The 14,274-nt window shown below is 73.2% G+C and carries 11 protein-coding genes; 8 read left to right on the top strand and 3 right to left on the bottom strand.

Annotated features, from left to right (window positions below):
* Positions 1 to 110 precede the first annotated feature (110 nt).
* The 5 genes from EXE57_RS06185 (at position 111) to EXE57_RS06165 (ending at position 8,095) form a co-directional block, all read left to right on the top strand.
* Positions 111 to 2,192: a hydantoinase/oxoprolinase family protein gene (locus tag EXE57_RS06185; protein WP_135075129.1), complete on the top strand. Its 2,082-nt coding sequence runs from the start codon at positions 111 to 113 to the stop codon at positions 2,190 to 2,192.
* Positions 2,189 to 4,108 carry a hydantoinase B/oxoprolinase family protein gene (locus EXE57_RS06180; protein ID WP_135075126.1) on the top strand — a complete coding sequence of 640 codons (1,920 nt, stop codon included), beginning with the start codon at positions 2,189 to 2,191 and terminating at the stop codon, positions 4,106 to 4,108. Before EXE57_RS06185 ends, EXE57_RS06180 begins: the two co-directional genes overlap by 4 nt.
* Positions 4,105 to 4,851, top strand: coding sequence for an SDR family oxidoreductase (locus EXE57_RS06175; RefSeq protein WP_135075123.1), 747 nt, complete (start codon positions 4,105 to 4,107; stop codon positions 4,849 to 4,851). Before EXE57_RS06180 ends, EXE57_RS06175 begins: the two co-directional genes overlap by 4 nt.
* Positions 4,852 to 4,946: 95 nt before the next feature.
* Complete coding sequence (locus tag EXE57_RS06170; RefSeq protein WP_135075120.1) at positions 4,947 to 7,601, top strand: M14 family zinc carboxypeptidase; 2,655 nt, start codon at positions 4,947 to 4,949, stop codon at positions 7,599 to 7,601.
* 5 nt (positions 7,602 to 7,606) lie between these two features.
* Positions 7,607 to 8,095, top strand: a complete 489-nt coding sequence (locus tag EXE57_RS06165; RefSeq protein WP_135075117.1) for a nucleoside deaminase — start codon at positions 7,607 to 7,609, stop codon at positions 8,093 to 8,095.
* Between the two features lie 96 nt (positions 8,096 to 8,191).
* Here the strand turns inward: EXE57_RS06165 and EXE57_RS06160 are convergent, their stop codons facing one another.
* Both EXE57_RS06160 and EXE57_RS06155 read right to left on the bottom strand, forming a co-directional pair.
* Entirely contained in the window at positions 8,192 to 8,836 is a 645-nt protein-coding gene (locus tag EXE57_RS06160; protein ID WP_135075114.1) for a response regulator, read from the bottom strand.
* Positions 8,833 to 9,810, bottom strand: a complete 978-nt coding sequence (locus EXE57_RS06155; RefSeq protein WP_135075111.1) for a sensor histidine kinase — start codon at positions 9,808 to 9,810, stop codon at positions 8,833 to 8,835. Before EXE57_RS06155 ends, EXE57_RS06160 begins: the two co-directional genes overlap by 4 nt.
* 216 nt (positions 9,811 to 10,026) lie before the next feature.
* Between EXE57_RS06155 and EXE57_RS06150 the strand changes: the two genes are divergently transcribed.
* From EXE57_RS06150 to bar, 3 genes are all read left to right on the top strand, one after another.
* Positions 10,027 to 11,532: a potassium/proton antiporter gene (locus EXE57_RS06150; RefSeq protein WP_135075109.1), complete on the top strand. Its 1,506-nt coding sequence runs from the start codon at positions 10,027 to 10,029 to the stop codon at positions 11,530 to 11,532.
* Between the two features lie 109 nt (positions 11,533 to 11,641).
* Positions 11,642 to 12,580, top strand: coding sequence for a carbamate kinase (locus tag EXE57_RS06145; RefSeq protein WP_135075107.1), 939 nt, complete (start codon positions 11,642 to 11,644; stop codon positions 12,578 to 12,580).
* A 25-nt stretch (positions 12,581 to 12,605) separates the two neighbouring features.
* Entirely contained in the window at positions 12,606 to 13,709 is a 1,104-nt protein-coding gene (bar, locus tag EXE57_RS06140; protein ID WP_135075104.1) for a barbiturase, read from the top strand.
* Between the two features lie 23 nt (positions 13,710 to 13,732).
* Here bar and EXE57_RS06135 read toward each other — a convergent pair whose 3' ends face one another.
* Positions 13,733 to 14,266, bottom strand: coding sequence for a TIGR03086 family metal-binding protein (locus tag EXE57_RS06135; RefSeq protein WP_135075101.1), 534 nt, complete (start codon positions 14,264 to 14,266; stop codon positions 13,733 to 13,735).
* Between the last annotated feature and the right edge of the window lie 8 nt (positions 14,267 to 14,274).

The raw sequence follows: 14,274 nt of genomic DNA, 5'->3' as shown, positions 1-14,274 counted from the left end.
GACCGGGTGAACCACGGCGCCACCCGCTGGCACCACTTGCCAACGACCCGGCACCCGGTTGGCAGGTCGTGCCCTCGCCGGGCCGCGGCCGGGCCGGTTGAATCGGGGGCATGGCGCAACGGATCCGGATCGGCATCGACACCGGCGGCACCTTCACCGACGTCGTGGCGGTCGACGAGGAGACCGGCCACCTGGTCACCACCAAGACCCCGTCGACGCCGTCGAACCCCGCCGACGGCTTCCTCACCGGCATCGAGAAGGTGCTCGAGCTGATGGGCGCCGGGGGTGACGCGATCGCGGCCGTGAGCCACGGGACCACGGTCGCGACCAACCAGCTGCTCGAGGGCAAGGTCGAGCGGCTCGGCTTCGTGACGACCGCCGGCTACGAGGCGATGCTCGAGATCGCCCGGCAGTCGGTCCCGGACGGGTACGGCAACTCCTACTTCTGGGTCAAGCCCGACCGGATCGTCCCGCGCCACCTGGTCCGCGGCGTCGAGGGCAGGCTCGACTTCACGGGCGCGGAGGTACGGCCCTTCGACGAGGACGGCGCCCGCGAGGTCGCCCGCTGGTTCCGGGACCGCGGGATCGACACCCTCGGCGTCTGCTTCCTCCACGCCTACGCGGACCCCTCCCACGAGGAGCGGATGCGGGAGATCCTCCGTGAGGAGCACCCTGCGGCCGTGGTCTCGATCTCGAGCCAGGTGCTGCGCGAGTACCGCGAGTACGAGCGCGCCATGACCACCCTCGTCGACGCGGCGGTCAAGCCACGGCTCTCGGCGTACGTCACCAACATCCGGCAGCGACTGACCGAGTACGACGACCGCGAGGTGCCGTTCTACGTCATGAAGTCCAACGGAGGCGTCCTCAGCGCCGACGAGGTGGTCCACCAGCCGATCACCACCGTGCTCTCGGGACCGGCCGCCGGGGCGCTCGGCGCCGCGCTGATCGCGCAGGTCGCGGGCTTCGACAAGGTCCTCACCAGCGACGGCGGCGGCACCTCGACCGACGTCTGCGTGGTGATCGACGGCGAGCCGACGCTCACCACCGAGGGCAGCGTCGGCGCCTACCCCTCCAAGATCCCGATGATCGACGTCGTCACCGTCGGTGCCGGCGGTGGCTCGATCGCCTGGCTCTCGCCCGAAGGCACCCTCAAGGTGGGTCCGCAGTCGGCGGGAGCCGACCCCGGTCCGCTCTGCTACGGCAGGGGAGGCGACGGCGGAGCGGTGACCATCACCGACGCCCACCTCGTGCTCGGCCGGATCCCGCCCCACCTGCTCGGTGGCGAGATCCCGCTCGACGCCGAGGCGGCGCGCGCCGGGGTGGAGGCGCTGGCAGCGCAGCTGGACATGACGCCCGCTGCCGCCGCCGCCGGCGTGCTCGAGATCTCCGCGTGGAACCAGGCCAACGCGCTGCGCCAGGTCACCGTCAAGCGCGGGCTCGACGTCCGTGACTTCGCGCTCACGACCTTCGGCGGCTCTGGCTCGCTGCTGCTCTGCCGGCTGATGGACGTCCTCGGCATCCCGACCGTGCTGGTGCCGCCGGACCCGGGCAACGTCTCGGCCTTCGGCCTGCTGACGGTCGACGTCCGCAACGACTACGTCCAGACCCACGTGACCCTCGCCGACCGGCTCGACCCGACCGAGGTGGCGGCGACGTACGACGGGCTCACGGGTCGGGCCCGGCAGGCGCTGCTCGGTGAGGGCTTCCCCGAGGGGCAGCACGTCTTCGCGCGCACCGCGGACCTGCGCTACTTCGGCCAGGCCTACGAGGTGCGGGTCGCCGTGCCCGAGGGTCCCTTCGACGCCGAGCGCGCCCAGGCGGTCGCCGAGCGGTTCCACGCCGAGCACCGCGCCCTCTACGGCTACGACTTCGCCACCGACCCGAGCCAGCAGGTGGAGTGGGTCAACCTGCGGGTCACCGGCATCGGCCCGATCCAGCGCCCCGAGATCCGGAGGACCGAGGTCTCGACCGGCTCGACCTCCGACCCCTCGTCCCGGCGTCCGGTCTGCTTCGACCCCGACGACGGGTACGTCGACACCCCGGTCCACTGGCGGCCGGACCTCGGCCCGGGCGCGACCGTCGTCGGCCCGGCGATCATCGAGGAGTACGGCTCGACCGTCCCGATCCACCCGGGCTTCACCGTCCGCGTGGACGACTTCCGGAACCTGATCGTGACGAGGAGTCAACGATGAGCAGGAAGGCCCCCACCGACTTCCCCTTCGGCCCGCTCACCGCCGACGCAGGCGCGAGCGCAGACCCGGTGCTGACCGAGATCGTGCAGGGCTCGCTGGCCAGCGTCGAGATGGAGGTCGAGACCGCGATCGCGCGCACCAGCCGCAGCCCGATGATCCGCGATGCCCACGACTTCCGGGCCGGCATCCACGACCGGCTGCTGCGCAAGCTGACCGGCCGCTCGTACTCCGCGCTCGTGCACCCCGTCGCCCGCGACTTCCCGATCGAGGAGATGCGCGAGGGCGACGTCTTCTTCCACAACGACGTCTACCGCTCCGAGGGTGGCATCGGCCACCTGCCCGACCTCTGCGTGACCGTGCCGGTGTTCAGCGAGGGACGCGTGGTCGCGTTCGTCCAGGCCTTCGGCCACCACGACGACATCGGAGGCGCCGTGCCCGGCTCGATGCCGAGCAACGCCACCAGCGTCTTCGAGGAGGGGCTGATGGTGCCGCCCATCAAGCTCTGGGACGCCGGCGTCCCCAACCGCGCGGCCCTGGCGATCATGACCCGCAACTCCCGGATGCCCGAGTCGCTGGCCGCCGACCTCGACGCCGAGTGCTCGGCCTGCCTGATGGGGGCGCGCCGCCTCGGAGAGATGTTCGACCGGTACGGCGTCGACACGGTCGAGTCGTGCTTCGACGCGATCATCTCGCGCACCACCGAGACCTACCGCCGCGAGATCCTGTCGCAGGTCCCGGTGGGCTCGTGGACGTGGGAGGACTACGCCGAGCACGACGGCGTCGACGAGCCGATGCTCCACACCCAGCGGATCACCCTCACCCGCACCCCGGCCGACGACCCCGACGGCGAGCGGCTGGTGCTCGACTTCGACGGGACCGGCCCCCAGGCCAAGGGACCGATCAACCACTGCGGCGACTACAGCGACGGTGTCTTCCTCAAGAAGTGGCTGGCTCCGATCCTCCGCAACCTCGCCGCCTCCCCGGAGCGGATGGCCGAGCTCGACGTCAACGAGGGGGTGGTGCCGCTGATCGAGATGCGGTTCCCCGAGCCCGGCACGCTGCTGACCCCGGTCTTCCCGGCCCCCACCAACGCCCGGACCTTCGTGATCCTGCGGCTGCTCGGCGTCCTCGCCGGGGTGGTCGCCAAGGCGGTCGACGGCCGGATGCCGGCCGACCAGGAGACGATCCGCTACACCGGCGTCTACGGCGAGGACCGCGACGGTCGGCCGTACCTGATGCGGGAGGTCCTCGGCGGTGGCTCCGGCGGCCGCTACTACGCCGACGGCGAGGACACCATCCACGTCGTGCCCGACTCGCGGAACCTGCCGACCGAGTTCACCGAGTCCCGTTTCCCGTTCCTCGTGGAGTCGCTCTCGCTCGCGGTCGACTCCGGCGGGGCGGGGGAGTTCCGGGGCGGGCTCGGCTACGAGAAGCAGATCCGGATGCTCAAGGACGCCCACTTCATGTCGATCGCCGACCGGTCGATCCTGGCCTGCTGGGGGGTCCGCGGCGGCAAGGCCGGGTCGCCCTTCCAGGTCACCGTCGACCCCGGCGGCCCCGCCGAGCGGGAGGTCGACGCCCTCGCCGACGCCGAGCCCGTACGAGCCGGTGAGCTGATCCGGATCCGCACGACGGGCGGTGGCGGCTGGGGCGACCCGCTGCGCCGTGACCCGACGCTGGTGGTCCGCGACGTCGTCTGGCGCAAGGTCTCGGCCGAGGCGGCCCGGCGCGACTACGGCGTCGTGCTGACCGGGTCGCTCGACGACGACACGCTCGCCCACGACGCGGCCGCGACCGACGCCGAGCGCGCCGGGCGGCCACGCGACCCCGAGGAGCCGTTCTTCGACCGCGGACCGGGCTACGCCGCCCTGGCGGGCGGTGCTGCCCACGCCGAGGTCGACCGGCTCGACCGATGAGCCGACCCCTCACGCTGGTGACCGGCGGCACCCGCGGCATCGGGGCCGCGACCGCGCGACTGCTGGCCGGGGCGGGGCACGACCTGGTGCTGGGCCACGCCCGTGACGACGCGGCCGCCGAGGAGGTCAGGGCAGCCTGCGCCGACCTCGGGGCCGCGTGCCGGGTGGTGCGCGCCGACCTGACCGCCCCGGACGGGCCGGCCTCGCTGTTCGCCGCGGCCCGCGAGGCCGGCGTGCTCACGGGCGTGGTCAACAACGCCGGCGCGACCCTCCACATCGCCACCCTCGCCGAGACGCCGGTCGACGTCGTCCGGCGCTCCGTCGACCTCAACCTGACCGCGGCGCTGCTGGTGGCACGCGAGGCGGTACGGGTGATGGGGCGCTCCCGTGGTGGCGTCGGCGGCGTGCTGGTCAACATCAGCTCGGGCGCGGCCACGCTGGGGGCGCCGGGGGAGTACGTCCACTACGCTGCCGCGAAGGCCGGGATCGACGCCCTGACGGTCGGCCTGGCGCAGGAGGTCGCGCACGACGGGGTGCGGGTGGTCGGCGTCGCACCGGGCATCGTCGAGACCCGCATCCACGAGGACGCGGGCGAGTCCGGCCGGGTGGAGCGGGTCGGGCCGCTGGTGCCGCTGGGCCGTGCCGGCCGGCCGGCCGAGATCGCCGAGGCGGTCGCCTGGCTGCTGTCCGGCGCGGCGTCGTACGTCACGGGGACCACGCTGCGGGTGGCCGGCGGTCGCTAGCGCGCCGGAAATCCGTCCGGACGGGTCTGGTCAAGATCGCTCGGCGGTGCGATGGTCGATCCCACACACTGAGCGGGTCGCAGAAAGGCACCATCGTGAGACTCTTCCGTCCCCTCGCCGGGATCTCCTCACTCCTCCTCGCCGCCACGCTCGTCGCCCCGTCGGCGGCGGCTCCCCGGGATCCAGCGAGCCCCGACGGGCGCGGACCCGAGGCCCGGCAGAACGCCGTCGGCCTCGACGAGGTGACCAGGGTCGCGCCCCAGGCGCGCGGCGCCCGTGCGACCGCCGGGCTGGAGATGCCGACGTCGTACCCCTACCAGCCGGACCTGCGGATCTACCCGCCCAACGTGCCCGACGCCTCCGACTCCGGCAACCTGCTCTCCCACGACGACCTCGCACCCCAGCTGATGGAGTGGATGGCGCAGAGCGACCGGATCTCCACCCAGGTCGTCGGCCAGTCCACGCAGGACCGCGACCTCTACCTGGTCACGATCACGGCTCCCGAGGACCGCCGCGAGACCAAGCGCCAGACCGGGTGGCGCGAGGAGATCCGCGACCGCCCCGAGAGCGCGGCGCGCGACCGGGGCCTCGCCCGTGACTACAAGTCGCCGGTCTGGTTCAGCTCCAACATCCACGGCAACGAGTGGGAGGGCACCGACGCCTCGATGCAGGTCATCGAGGACCTCGTCGAGGCGCCCTGGAGCGAGGTCAGCGAGCTGCTCGAGACGCACCGCCTCTACTTCTCGCTGACCCTCAACCCCGACGGGCGCACCGCCGGCACCCGCAACACCGCGCTGGGCCTCAACGAGAACCGCGACATGATCACCAACACGACGCCCGAGGCGAGGTCGTTCGTCAAGACCGCCGCCGCGATCCAGCCGCTGCTGGCCGCGGACCTGCACGGCTACACCGGCGTGCTGCAGGTCGAGCCGTGCGGACCGCCGCACGGTGAGAACTACGAGTACGACCTGTTCATCCCGCACGGATACGCGATGGCGCGCCAGGTCGAGGACGACGTGGTGGCCGCGGACATCCCGGGCAACACCTACTACGACATCGTCAACGACGAGGTCGTGCCCGAGAACACCGGCCCCGACACCGCCCACATCGCCATCCCGTACCGCGACATCCCGTCCGGCTGGGACGACTACCCGCCCATCTTCACCGCGCAGTACGCCGCGTTCTTCGGGGCCATCACGAGCACCGTCGAGCTGCCGCTGTCGCGTCCCTCGGGCTCGACCCAGTCGCCGGAGCGCGCGATCGTCAACACCGCGGTCGCGAAGCGCACGATCGAGAGCATGGTCGACTACGTCGACGACAACAGCGCCGACCTGGTCGACAACCAGATCGAGATGTTCCGTCGCGGCGTGGCCGGCGAGCCCAAGGACTCGCTCACCGAGGCCGACGTCGCCGCCGTCGAGGGTCCCGACGAGTGGAAGCCGCTGTGGGACGTCGTCGACGACCAGGACCCGGTCGACCTGCCCCGCGCCTACGTCATCCCGAAGGGTGACGCCCAGCGCTCGGCCGGAGACGCCGAGAACCTCGTCCGCCAGCTGATCCTCCACGAGATCGAGGTCGGGGTGCTGCAGAAGGACACGGCCGTCGGCGGGACGACGTACCCGCGCGGCTCGTACGTCGTCGACATGCACCAGCCGCTGCGCGGCCTGGCCAACTCGCTGCTCGACCTCGGGACCGACATCTCGGCGAAGGTGCCGACGATGTACGACATCTCGGCGTGGAGCTACTCCTACCTCTGGGGTGCGACGGTCGACAAGGTGGGCTCGACCACCGACGGGCCGATCGGGCAGGTCAAGCCGGTCCTCAAGCCGCTGTCCGACGCTCGCGTCCCCGGCGGCAAGGGGCTGGTGACGCTCGACCTCGCGGGGATCGCCGACTACCAGGCGCTCAACGCGCTGCTCGAGGCCGACGTCGACGTGTCGCTGCTCGAGGACGGCACCGCCGTCGTCGACGCGTCCGACCGTGGCGTGGTCACCGACGTGGCGACGACCTACGACGTCCCCTTCGGCAAGGCGACGCAGGCCGACCTCGACGCGCTCGACGACGAGGGGACTCGGGGGCTCGACGACCTGACCGTCGCGGTCTCCGGCACCCAGGACGACACGCTGTCGCTGACCGAGCTCGGGTTCGACGACCTGATCCCGGTCAGCTCGGCGTCGCTGACTGCCGACCCGACGCTGCTCGACGACGCGGACGTGCTCTGGGTGGCCTCCGGGCTCGGCTTCACGGCGGCCCAGGCTGCCGGCCGGGCCGCGGTGCAGGCGTACGTCGACTCGGGTCGCTCGATCGTCGGCGCCGGTGCGGCCGGCTTCAACGCGGCGTCCGGCTTCGGACTGGTCGCGGCGACGCGGGTCGCGGGCAACGGCTCCGGCAACGGGATCGTGGCCGTGGACACCCCGGACGGGTCGGTGCTCGCGCCGTTCGCCCAGGACTACGGGTTCATCTACCCCGCCAGCGCCTTCACCGGGCTGGGTGCCGGGACCACGACCGAGCAGTCCTACGACGCCGACCCGTTCCTCGCCGGCCACTGGGTGGCCTCCGGCAGCGGGGTCGGACCCGCGGGCGTCGCGGGGCTGGCCTCCGCGATCTCCGGCGAGGCCGCGTCGGGCGCGAAGGGCTTCGTCTTCGGCACGTCGGTCTTCTTCCGGACCCACATCAAGGGCGGGGCGAGCCAGGGAGCGCGGGCGCTGTTCTGGGCCGGCCCGGACGCCGAGGGGGTGTCGGCGCCGTAGCCCCGATGAGCATCACGGAGACCGACCTCGGTCACCTCCGTCGGTGCGTCGAGCTCGCTCGTGAGGCGCTCGACGCAGGGGACGAGCCCTTCGGCTCCCTGCTCGTGGACGACTCGGGTGCGGTCCGGTTCGAGGACCGCAACCGGGTCGCCGACGGCGACGAGACCCGTCACCCCGAGCTGGAGATCGCACGCTGGGCGGCCGCTCACCTGTCACCGGGTGAGCGGCGGGCCGCGACGGTCTACACCTCGGGCGAGCACTGCCCGATGTGCGCGGCCGCGCACGCGTGGGTGGGGCTCGGCCGGATCGTGTACGCCGTGTCGTCGGCGCAGCTGACGGACTGGCGGTCCGGCTGGGGCGCTGCCGCCTCGCCGGTGCTGCCGCTGCCGATCGGCTCGCTCGCCCCCGGCGTACCGGTCGACGGGCCGGCACCCGAGCTGGAGGGCGAGATGCGGGAGCTCCACGAGCGGCACGTCCGGTCGGCGTCGGGCTGAGCTCGACCTGGTGGGCGAGTCGGGCGGTCGGAGGGGATGCTTCGGCCGCCAGGCGTCGTCTTCCCCGCTCGAGCGGGGAAGACGACACCCACGCCGTTACGGCTCGATCAACCCCGCCCGGATCGCATACCGCGTCAGCTGCGTCCGGTCCCGCATGCCCAGCTTGGCGAGGATGTTCTCGCGGTGCCGCTCCACGGTCCGCGGGCTGATGGTGAGCGCCCGGGCGATCTCGCGCGAGGACATGCCCTCGGCGACCAGCTTGAGCACCTCGTCCTCGCGCTCGGTCAGCACCGTCTCGGGCACCCGCTCGCCGCGCCGCAGCCGGTCGAGGTAGTCCCGCGCCAGCGCGCCCATCGCGCCGGGGTAGACGAAGGCCTCGCCGCGCATGGCCGCCCGCACCGCTGCGACGAGGTCCTCGTCGGCGACCGACTTGAGCACGTAGCCGCTGGCGCCGGCCCGCAGCGCCGAGAAGAAGTACTGCTCGTTGTCGTGCATCGACAGCATCAGCACCCGCGGCGGGGTGCGGTGCCGGGCGATCTCGCGGGCGGCCTGCAACCCGGTGGTGCGAGGCATCGCGATGTCGAGGATCGCCAGGTCCACCTCGGTCCGGCGGAGCAGCTCGACCGCCTCCGCGCCGTCGCCGGCCTCGGCCACCACCTCGATGTCCGGCTCCTGCTCCAGGATCAGGCGCACCCCGCGGCGTACGAGGCGATGGTCGTCGGCGAGCAGCACGCGGATCACGGGGCGACCTCCGGGAGCGGGACGACCAGCCGGACGGTGGTACCGGCCGGGCCGCCGTCGACGGAGACGGTGGCCCCGACGAGCACGGCCCGCTCGCGCATCCCGCGCACGCCCGAGCCGGGGACGACGGCGGTGGCGCCGCGGCCGTCGTCGGTGACCTCGAGCAGCGCGTTGCCACCCACCCTGGCCAGCGACAGCGTGACCTCGGTGGCACCTCGGGCGTGCCGCGCGGCGTTGGTCAGCGCCTCCTGGGCGACGCGGTAGACGACCAGCTCGCGCTCCGGGCCGAGGTCGGGGAGGCCCGGGGCGATGGTCCGCCTGACCGGGAGGCCACCGTGGGCGGTGAAGTCCGAGCAGAGCGCGGCCAGGGCGCTGCCGAGCCCGAGGTCCGCGAGCACCCCGGGACGCAGCTCGCGCGCCACCCGGCGTACGTCGTCGAGGCCGGTGCGCGCGCTGTCGCGCAGCAGCTCCAGCTCCTCGACCAGCTCGGCGGGAGCGCGTGCGGCCAGCTGCTTGAGCCCCAGCAGCACCACGGTGAGGTCCTGACCGACCTGGTCGTGCAGCTCCTGGGCGATCCGGTGCCGCTCGGCCTCCTGGGCGGCGAGGGCGCGGGCGTTGCTTGCGCTCCGCTCGGCCTCCAGCCGGTCGAGCATGGCGTTGTAGCTCCCCACCAGACGCGCACCCGGTCCGGTGGCCGGCGTGGTGAGCCGCTGCCCGTCGTGCAGCTCGACGACCTGCATCTCGCGGACCACCCGGTCCACGGGAGCCAGGCTCCGGCGCAGCAGCAGCGCGTTGACGACCAGCACCAGCGCGAGGCCGCCGACGAGGACGACCGCCTCGGAGACGAGCACCTGACGCGAGACGGTCGCCGGCGAGAGCAGCAGCGCCACCGCGCCGAGCGCGAAGACGGCCCCGTTGATGAGCAGCACCTGCCAGTAGAGCGGGAGCCGGGAGAGCCGCTGCAGGGGGTGCACCCCGACAGCGTCCCTGATCGCCGGAGGTGGTGTCACCTCGGGCGAGATGGGTGGCGGTCCCCATGGGCTGCGGCGGTTCCTGCCAGCAGACTCGGAGGTGCCGGTCGAGCGGGGTGAGGAGGTGGCCGATGGTCGGGCAGACCCCCCCGGGTGTGCACCACAGTCCGACTGCCGCCCTCCTCGCCCCGCTCGCGGTCCACGCAGCGGTACGGGCCGATGGAGCCCGCTGACCTCAGCTCGGTCGTCCTCGTGGGCTCGGCCGTGCTGCTCGCCGCGGTCGCGGCGGTCCGCGTGTCCACGCGGGCGGGACTGCCGAGCCTCCTGGTGTACCTCGCGATCGGGCTGGCGCTGGGGGAGTCCGGCATCGGGCTGCCCTTCGAGGACGCCGACCTGACCCAGGTCCTCGGCACGTTCGCGCTCGCCGTGATCCTTGCCGAGGGAGGCTTCACGACCCAGTGGTCGGTGATCCGGCCGGTCGCCCCGCTCGCGGCGGTGCTCGCCACGGTCGGGGTGTTCGTGAGCGTGGCGGTCACCAGCGGACTGGTCTGGCTGGTGCTCGACGTCGACGTCCGCACCGCGATCGTGCTCGGGGCAGTCGCCTCGTCCACGGACGCGGCAGCGGTCTTCTCGGTGCTGCGCCAGCTGCCGATCCGCGGGCGGCTGCGTGCGACGGTGGAGGCGGAGTCGGGCTTCAACGACCCGCCGGTGATCATCCTGGTCACGGTGGTGACCTCCGACGCGTGGGACCGCACCGGGGTCGTCGGCATCGCCGGCGAGATCGGCTACCAGCTGCTCGCCGGCGTGCTGGTGGGCGGCCTGGTGGCGGCGGCCGGCGTACGCCTGCTGGCGCGCAGCGCCCTGCCCGCCTCGGGGCTCTACCCGTTGGCGACGCTGGCGATCGCGTTCCTGGCCTTCGCCACGGCGGGGCTGGCGGGGGCGAGCCCGCTGATGGCGATCTACGTCGCCGGGCTGGTGCTCGGCAACGCGCACCTGCCCCACCGCCGCGCCACCGACAGCTTCGTGGAGGGCCTGGCGTGGCTGGCGCAGATCGGCCTCTTCGTGCTGCTCGGGCTGCTGGCCAGCCCGGACCGGTTGCTGGAGGCGCTGCCGACCGCGCTGGTCGTGGGGGCGGCCCTCACGCTCGTCGCACGGCCGTTGTCGGTGGCGGTGTGCGCGACCCCGTTCGGGATGGCCTGGCGCGACCAGGCGTTCGTCAGCTGGGCCGGCCTGCGCGGAGCGGTGCCGATCGTGCTCGCGACGATCCCGATGAGCGTCGGGCTCCCCGGCGCGGAACGGATCTTCGACGTGGTGTTCCTCCTGGTGGTCCTCTTCACGCTGCTGCAGGGGCCGACCCTGCCGTGGGTCGCCCGGGTCACCGGTGCCGCCGAACCGGTCAACGCCCGTGACGTCGGGATCGACTCCGCACCGCTCGACGACCTCGACGCGATGCTGCTGCAGTTCACCGTGCCGGCGGAGTCACGGCTCGCGGGGGTCGAGGTGCGTGAGCTCCGGCTGCCCCGCGGGGCGGTGCTGTCCCTGCTGCTGCGGGAGGGCGAGCTCTTCGTCCCGAACGAGCGGACCGCCCTGCGCGCCGGCGACCACGCCCTGGTCGCGAGCGCGCGCGTGCACCGCTCGGAGATCGAGCGGCGGCTGCGGCGGGTGAGCCGGGACGGCCGGCTCGCCGAGTGGTACGCCGCCATCGGGCGTGGCGCCGACTCCTGAGTCGCGGAGCGGACCAGGCACGCCTGTTGGCAACAACTGCCAGCAGCACGGCCGCGCGTTGGCCGCTGTTGCTGGTGTGGGGCACCGGCCCGGTCACTAGATTCACCGCATGAGGGTCCTGCTGGCGCTGGGTGGCAACGCCATGACCAACGCCGAGGGCCGCGCACGTGTCGAGGACCAGCAGGCGGCGGCCGCGGTCGCGATGCGGGCCGTGGCGGAGCTGATCGAGGCAGGTGCCGATGTCGTCATCACGCACGGCAACGGTCCCCAGGTCGGCAACCTGCTGGTGAAGAACGAGATCGCCGCGGCCGTCGTGCCGCCCGTGCCGCTGGACTGGTGCGGCGCCCAGACCCAGGCCACGCTCGGCTTCACGCTCATGAACGCCCTCGACAACGAGCTCGCCCGGCGCGGGATCGCACGCCCCACCGCGACGCTGGTGACGCGGGCCCTCGTGGGCGCCGACGACCCCGGGCTGCACCGGCCGTCCAAGCCGATCGGGCGCCACCTGCCCGAGGGGGAGGCGCGCGCTCTCATGGACCACGGCCAGGTGTGGGAGGACCGAGGCCCGAAGGGGTGGCGCCGCATCGTGGCGTCCCCCGAGCCGCGCGAGATCCTCGAGGCCGGCGCGGTCCACACCCTGGTGGCAGCCGGGTACGTCGTCGTCGCCAACGGGGGCGGCGGGGTGCCCGTCGTCCGTGGGGCCGACGGGCTGCGCGGGATCGAAGCCGTGATCGACAAGGACCTCGGCGCCGCGCTGCTCGCGGTCACCGTCGACGCCGAGGTGCTCGTCGTCGCGACCGACGTACCCTCCGCGGTGCTGCGGTACGGACAGCCCGACGCCGAGCCGATCGGTCGCGTGACGGTGTCCGAGATGCGGGGCCACCTGGCGGAGGGGCACTTCGCGAGCGGCTCGATGGGGCCCAAGGTGGAGGCTGCCTGCAGGTTCGTCGAGCACGGCGGCCTCCGCGCCGTCATCACGACCATCGACCAGATCATCGACGCCGTCGCCGGCGAGACCGGCAGCGTCGTCGTGCCCGACCGACCCTGACCCCCAACCCGAGAGGAACCAGCTGATGCCCAGTGCCATCGAGGTCCGCAAGGTGCCGATCCACTCCGTGGCGGACGCCTCGGAGCTGACGAAGCTCATCGACGAGGGGGTGCTCGCGGCCGACCGGGTGATCGCCATCATCGGCAAGACCGAGGGCAACGGCGGGGTCAACGACTACACCCGGATCATCGCGGACCGCGCCTTCCGCGAGGCGCTGGTCGAGAAGGGCGCCGACCCCGAGGCCGTGCAGCAGGTGCCGATCGTGTGGTCCGGCGGCACCGACGGGGTGATCAGCCCCCACGCGACGATCTTCGCGACCGTGCCCGACGAGGACGTCGTCCCGAGCGACGAGCCGCGCCTCACGGTCGGCTTCGCCATGAGCGAGCAGCTGCTGCCCGAGGACATCGGGCGCACCGCGATGGTCACCAAGGTCGCCGACGCCGTGAAGGTCGCGATGGAGCGGGCGGGGATCCAGGACGCCGGCGACGTCCACTACGTGCAGACCAAGACCCCGCTGCTGACCCTCGGCACCATCGCGGACGCCAAGTCGCGGGGGGAGACGGTCTTCACGGAGGACACGCTGTACTCGATGGACGTCTCCAACGGCGGCACCGCCCTCGGGATCGCGGTCGCGCTCGGCGAGATCGACATGCCGACCGACGAGCAGGTGCTCAAGGACCGCACGCTGTTCTCGTCCGTCGCGTCGTGCTCGAGCGGCGTCGAGCTCGACCGGGCCCAGGTGGTCGTCGTCGGCAACGCACCCGGCGTCGGCGGTCGCTACCGGATCGGGCACTCGGTGATGAAGGACGCCCTCGACCAGGACGGCCTCTGGGAGGCGATCCGCGACGCCGGCCTCGACCTGCCGGAGCGGCCGCACCACACCGACCTCGACGGCCGGCTAGTCAACCTGTTCCTCAAGTGCGAGGCGTCCCAGGACGGCGAGGTGCGCGGCCGGCGCAACGCCATGCTCGACGACTCCGACGTCCACTGGCACCGCCAGATCAAGGCTGCCGTCGGCGGCGTCACGGCGGCCGTCACCGGTGACCCGGCCGTCTTCGTGTCCGTGTCGGCAGCCCACCAGGGGCCGGAGGGCGGCGGGCCGGTGGCCGCCATCGTCGACCTCGGCTGAGCCGGCGGAGGACGGCTGGTTCCTCAGTCGACCGGGCGCCCGGCGTACGCCGCCAGCCGCTCGTAGGGGCCGGCGCCCTCGGGTGCGGGCTGCTCGGGGGCGAAGACGTCGCCCCGGTTCTCCGGCGTGAGGCCCTGCGACATGAACGCCAGCGCGCGCTCCGCGACGTCGGGGTCCAGGCCGGAGCTCGGCCGGCCGAGCCCGCGGGCGAGGTCCCAGCCGTGGACGGCGAACTCGGCCGTCATCCAGTCGGCCGACCCGGCGCTCTCGTCCTGCTGGTGCCAGTGGTGCACGAGGTCGTCGGCGGCCTCGCGGAACGCCTCGGCCCACCCGGACTCCGGAGGGGCCGGGTCGGTCGACCAGTCGACGTCCTGCCCCTGGGCTGCCGCGAGGAACTTCCGCGGCGCGGCGAGCAGGTGCGTCGCCAGCCGGCGCACGTCCCAGTCCGTGCAGGGCGTCGGACGGTCGAGCTGGCCCTCGTGGACGGCGGCGACCAGGTCCCCGGCCTGGTCGAGCGCGCGTTGCAGGACGGTGACGGACTCGGTGGTCTCGGACATGGCTCTCG

This window comes from Nocardioides euryhalodurans (assembly GCF_004564375.1).
Taxonomy (GTDB): Bacteria; Actinomycetota; Actinomycetes; order Propionibacteriales; family Nocardioidaceae; genus Nocardioides; species Nocardioides euryhalodurans.
This window is presented reverse-complemented; position numbering and strand designations above follow the sequence as displayed.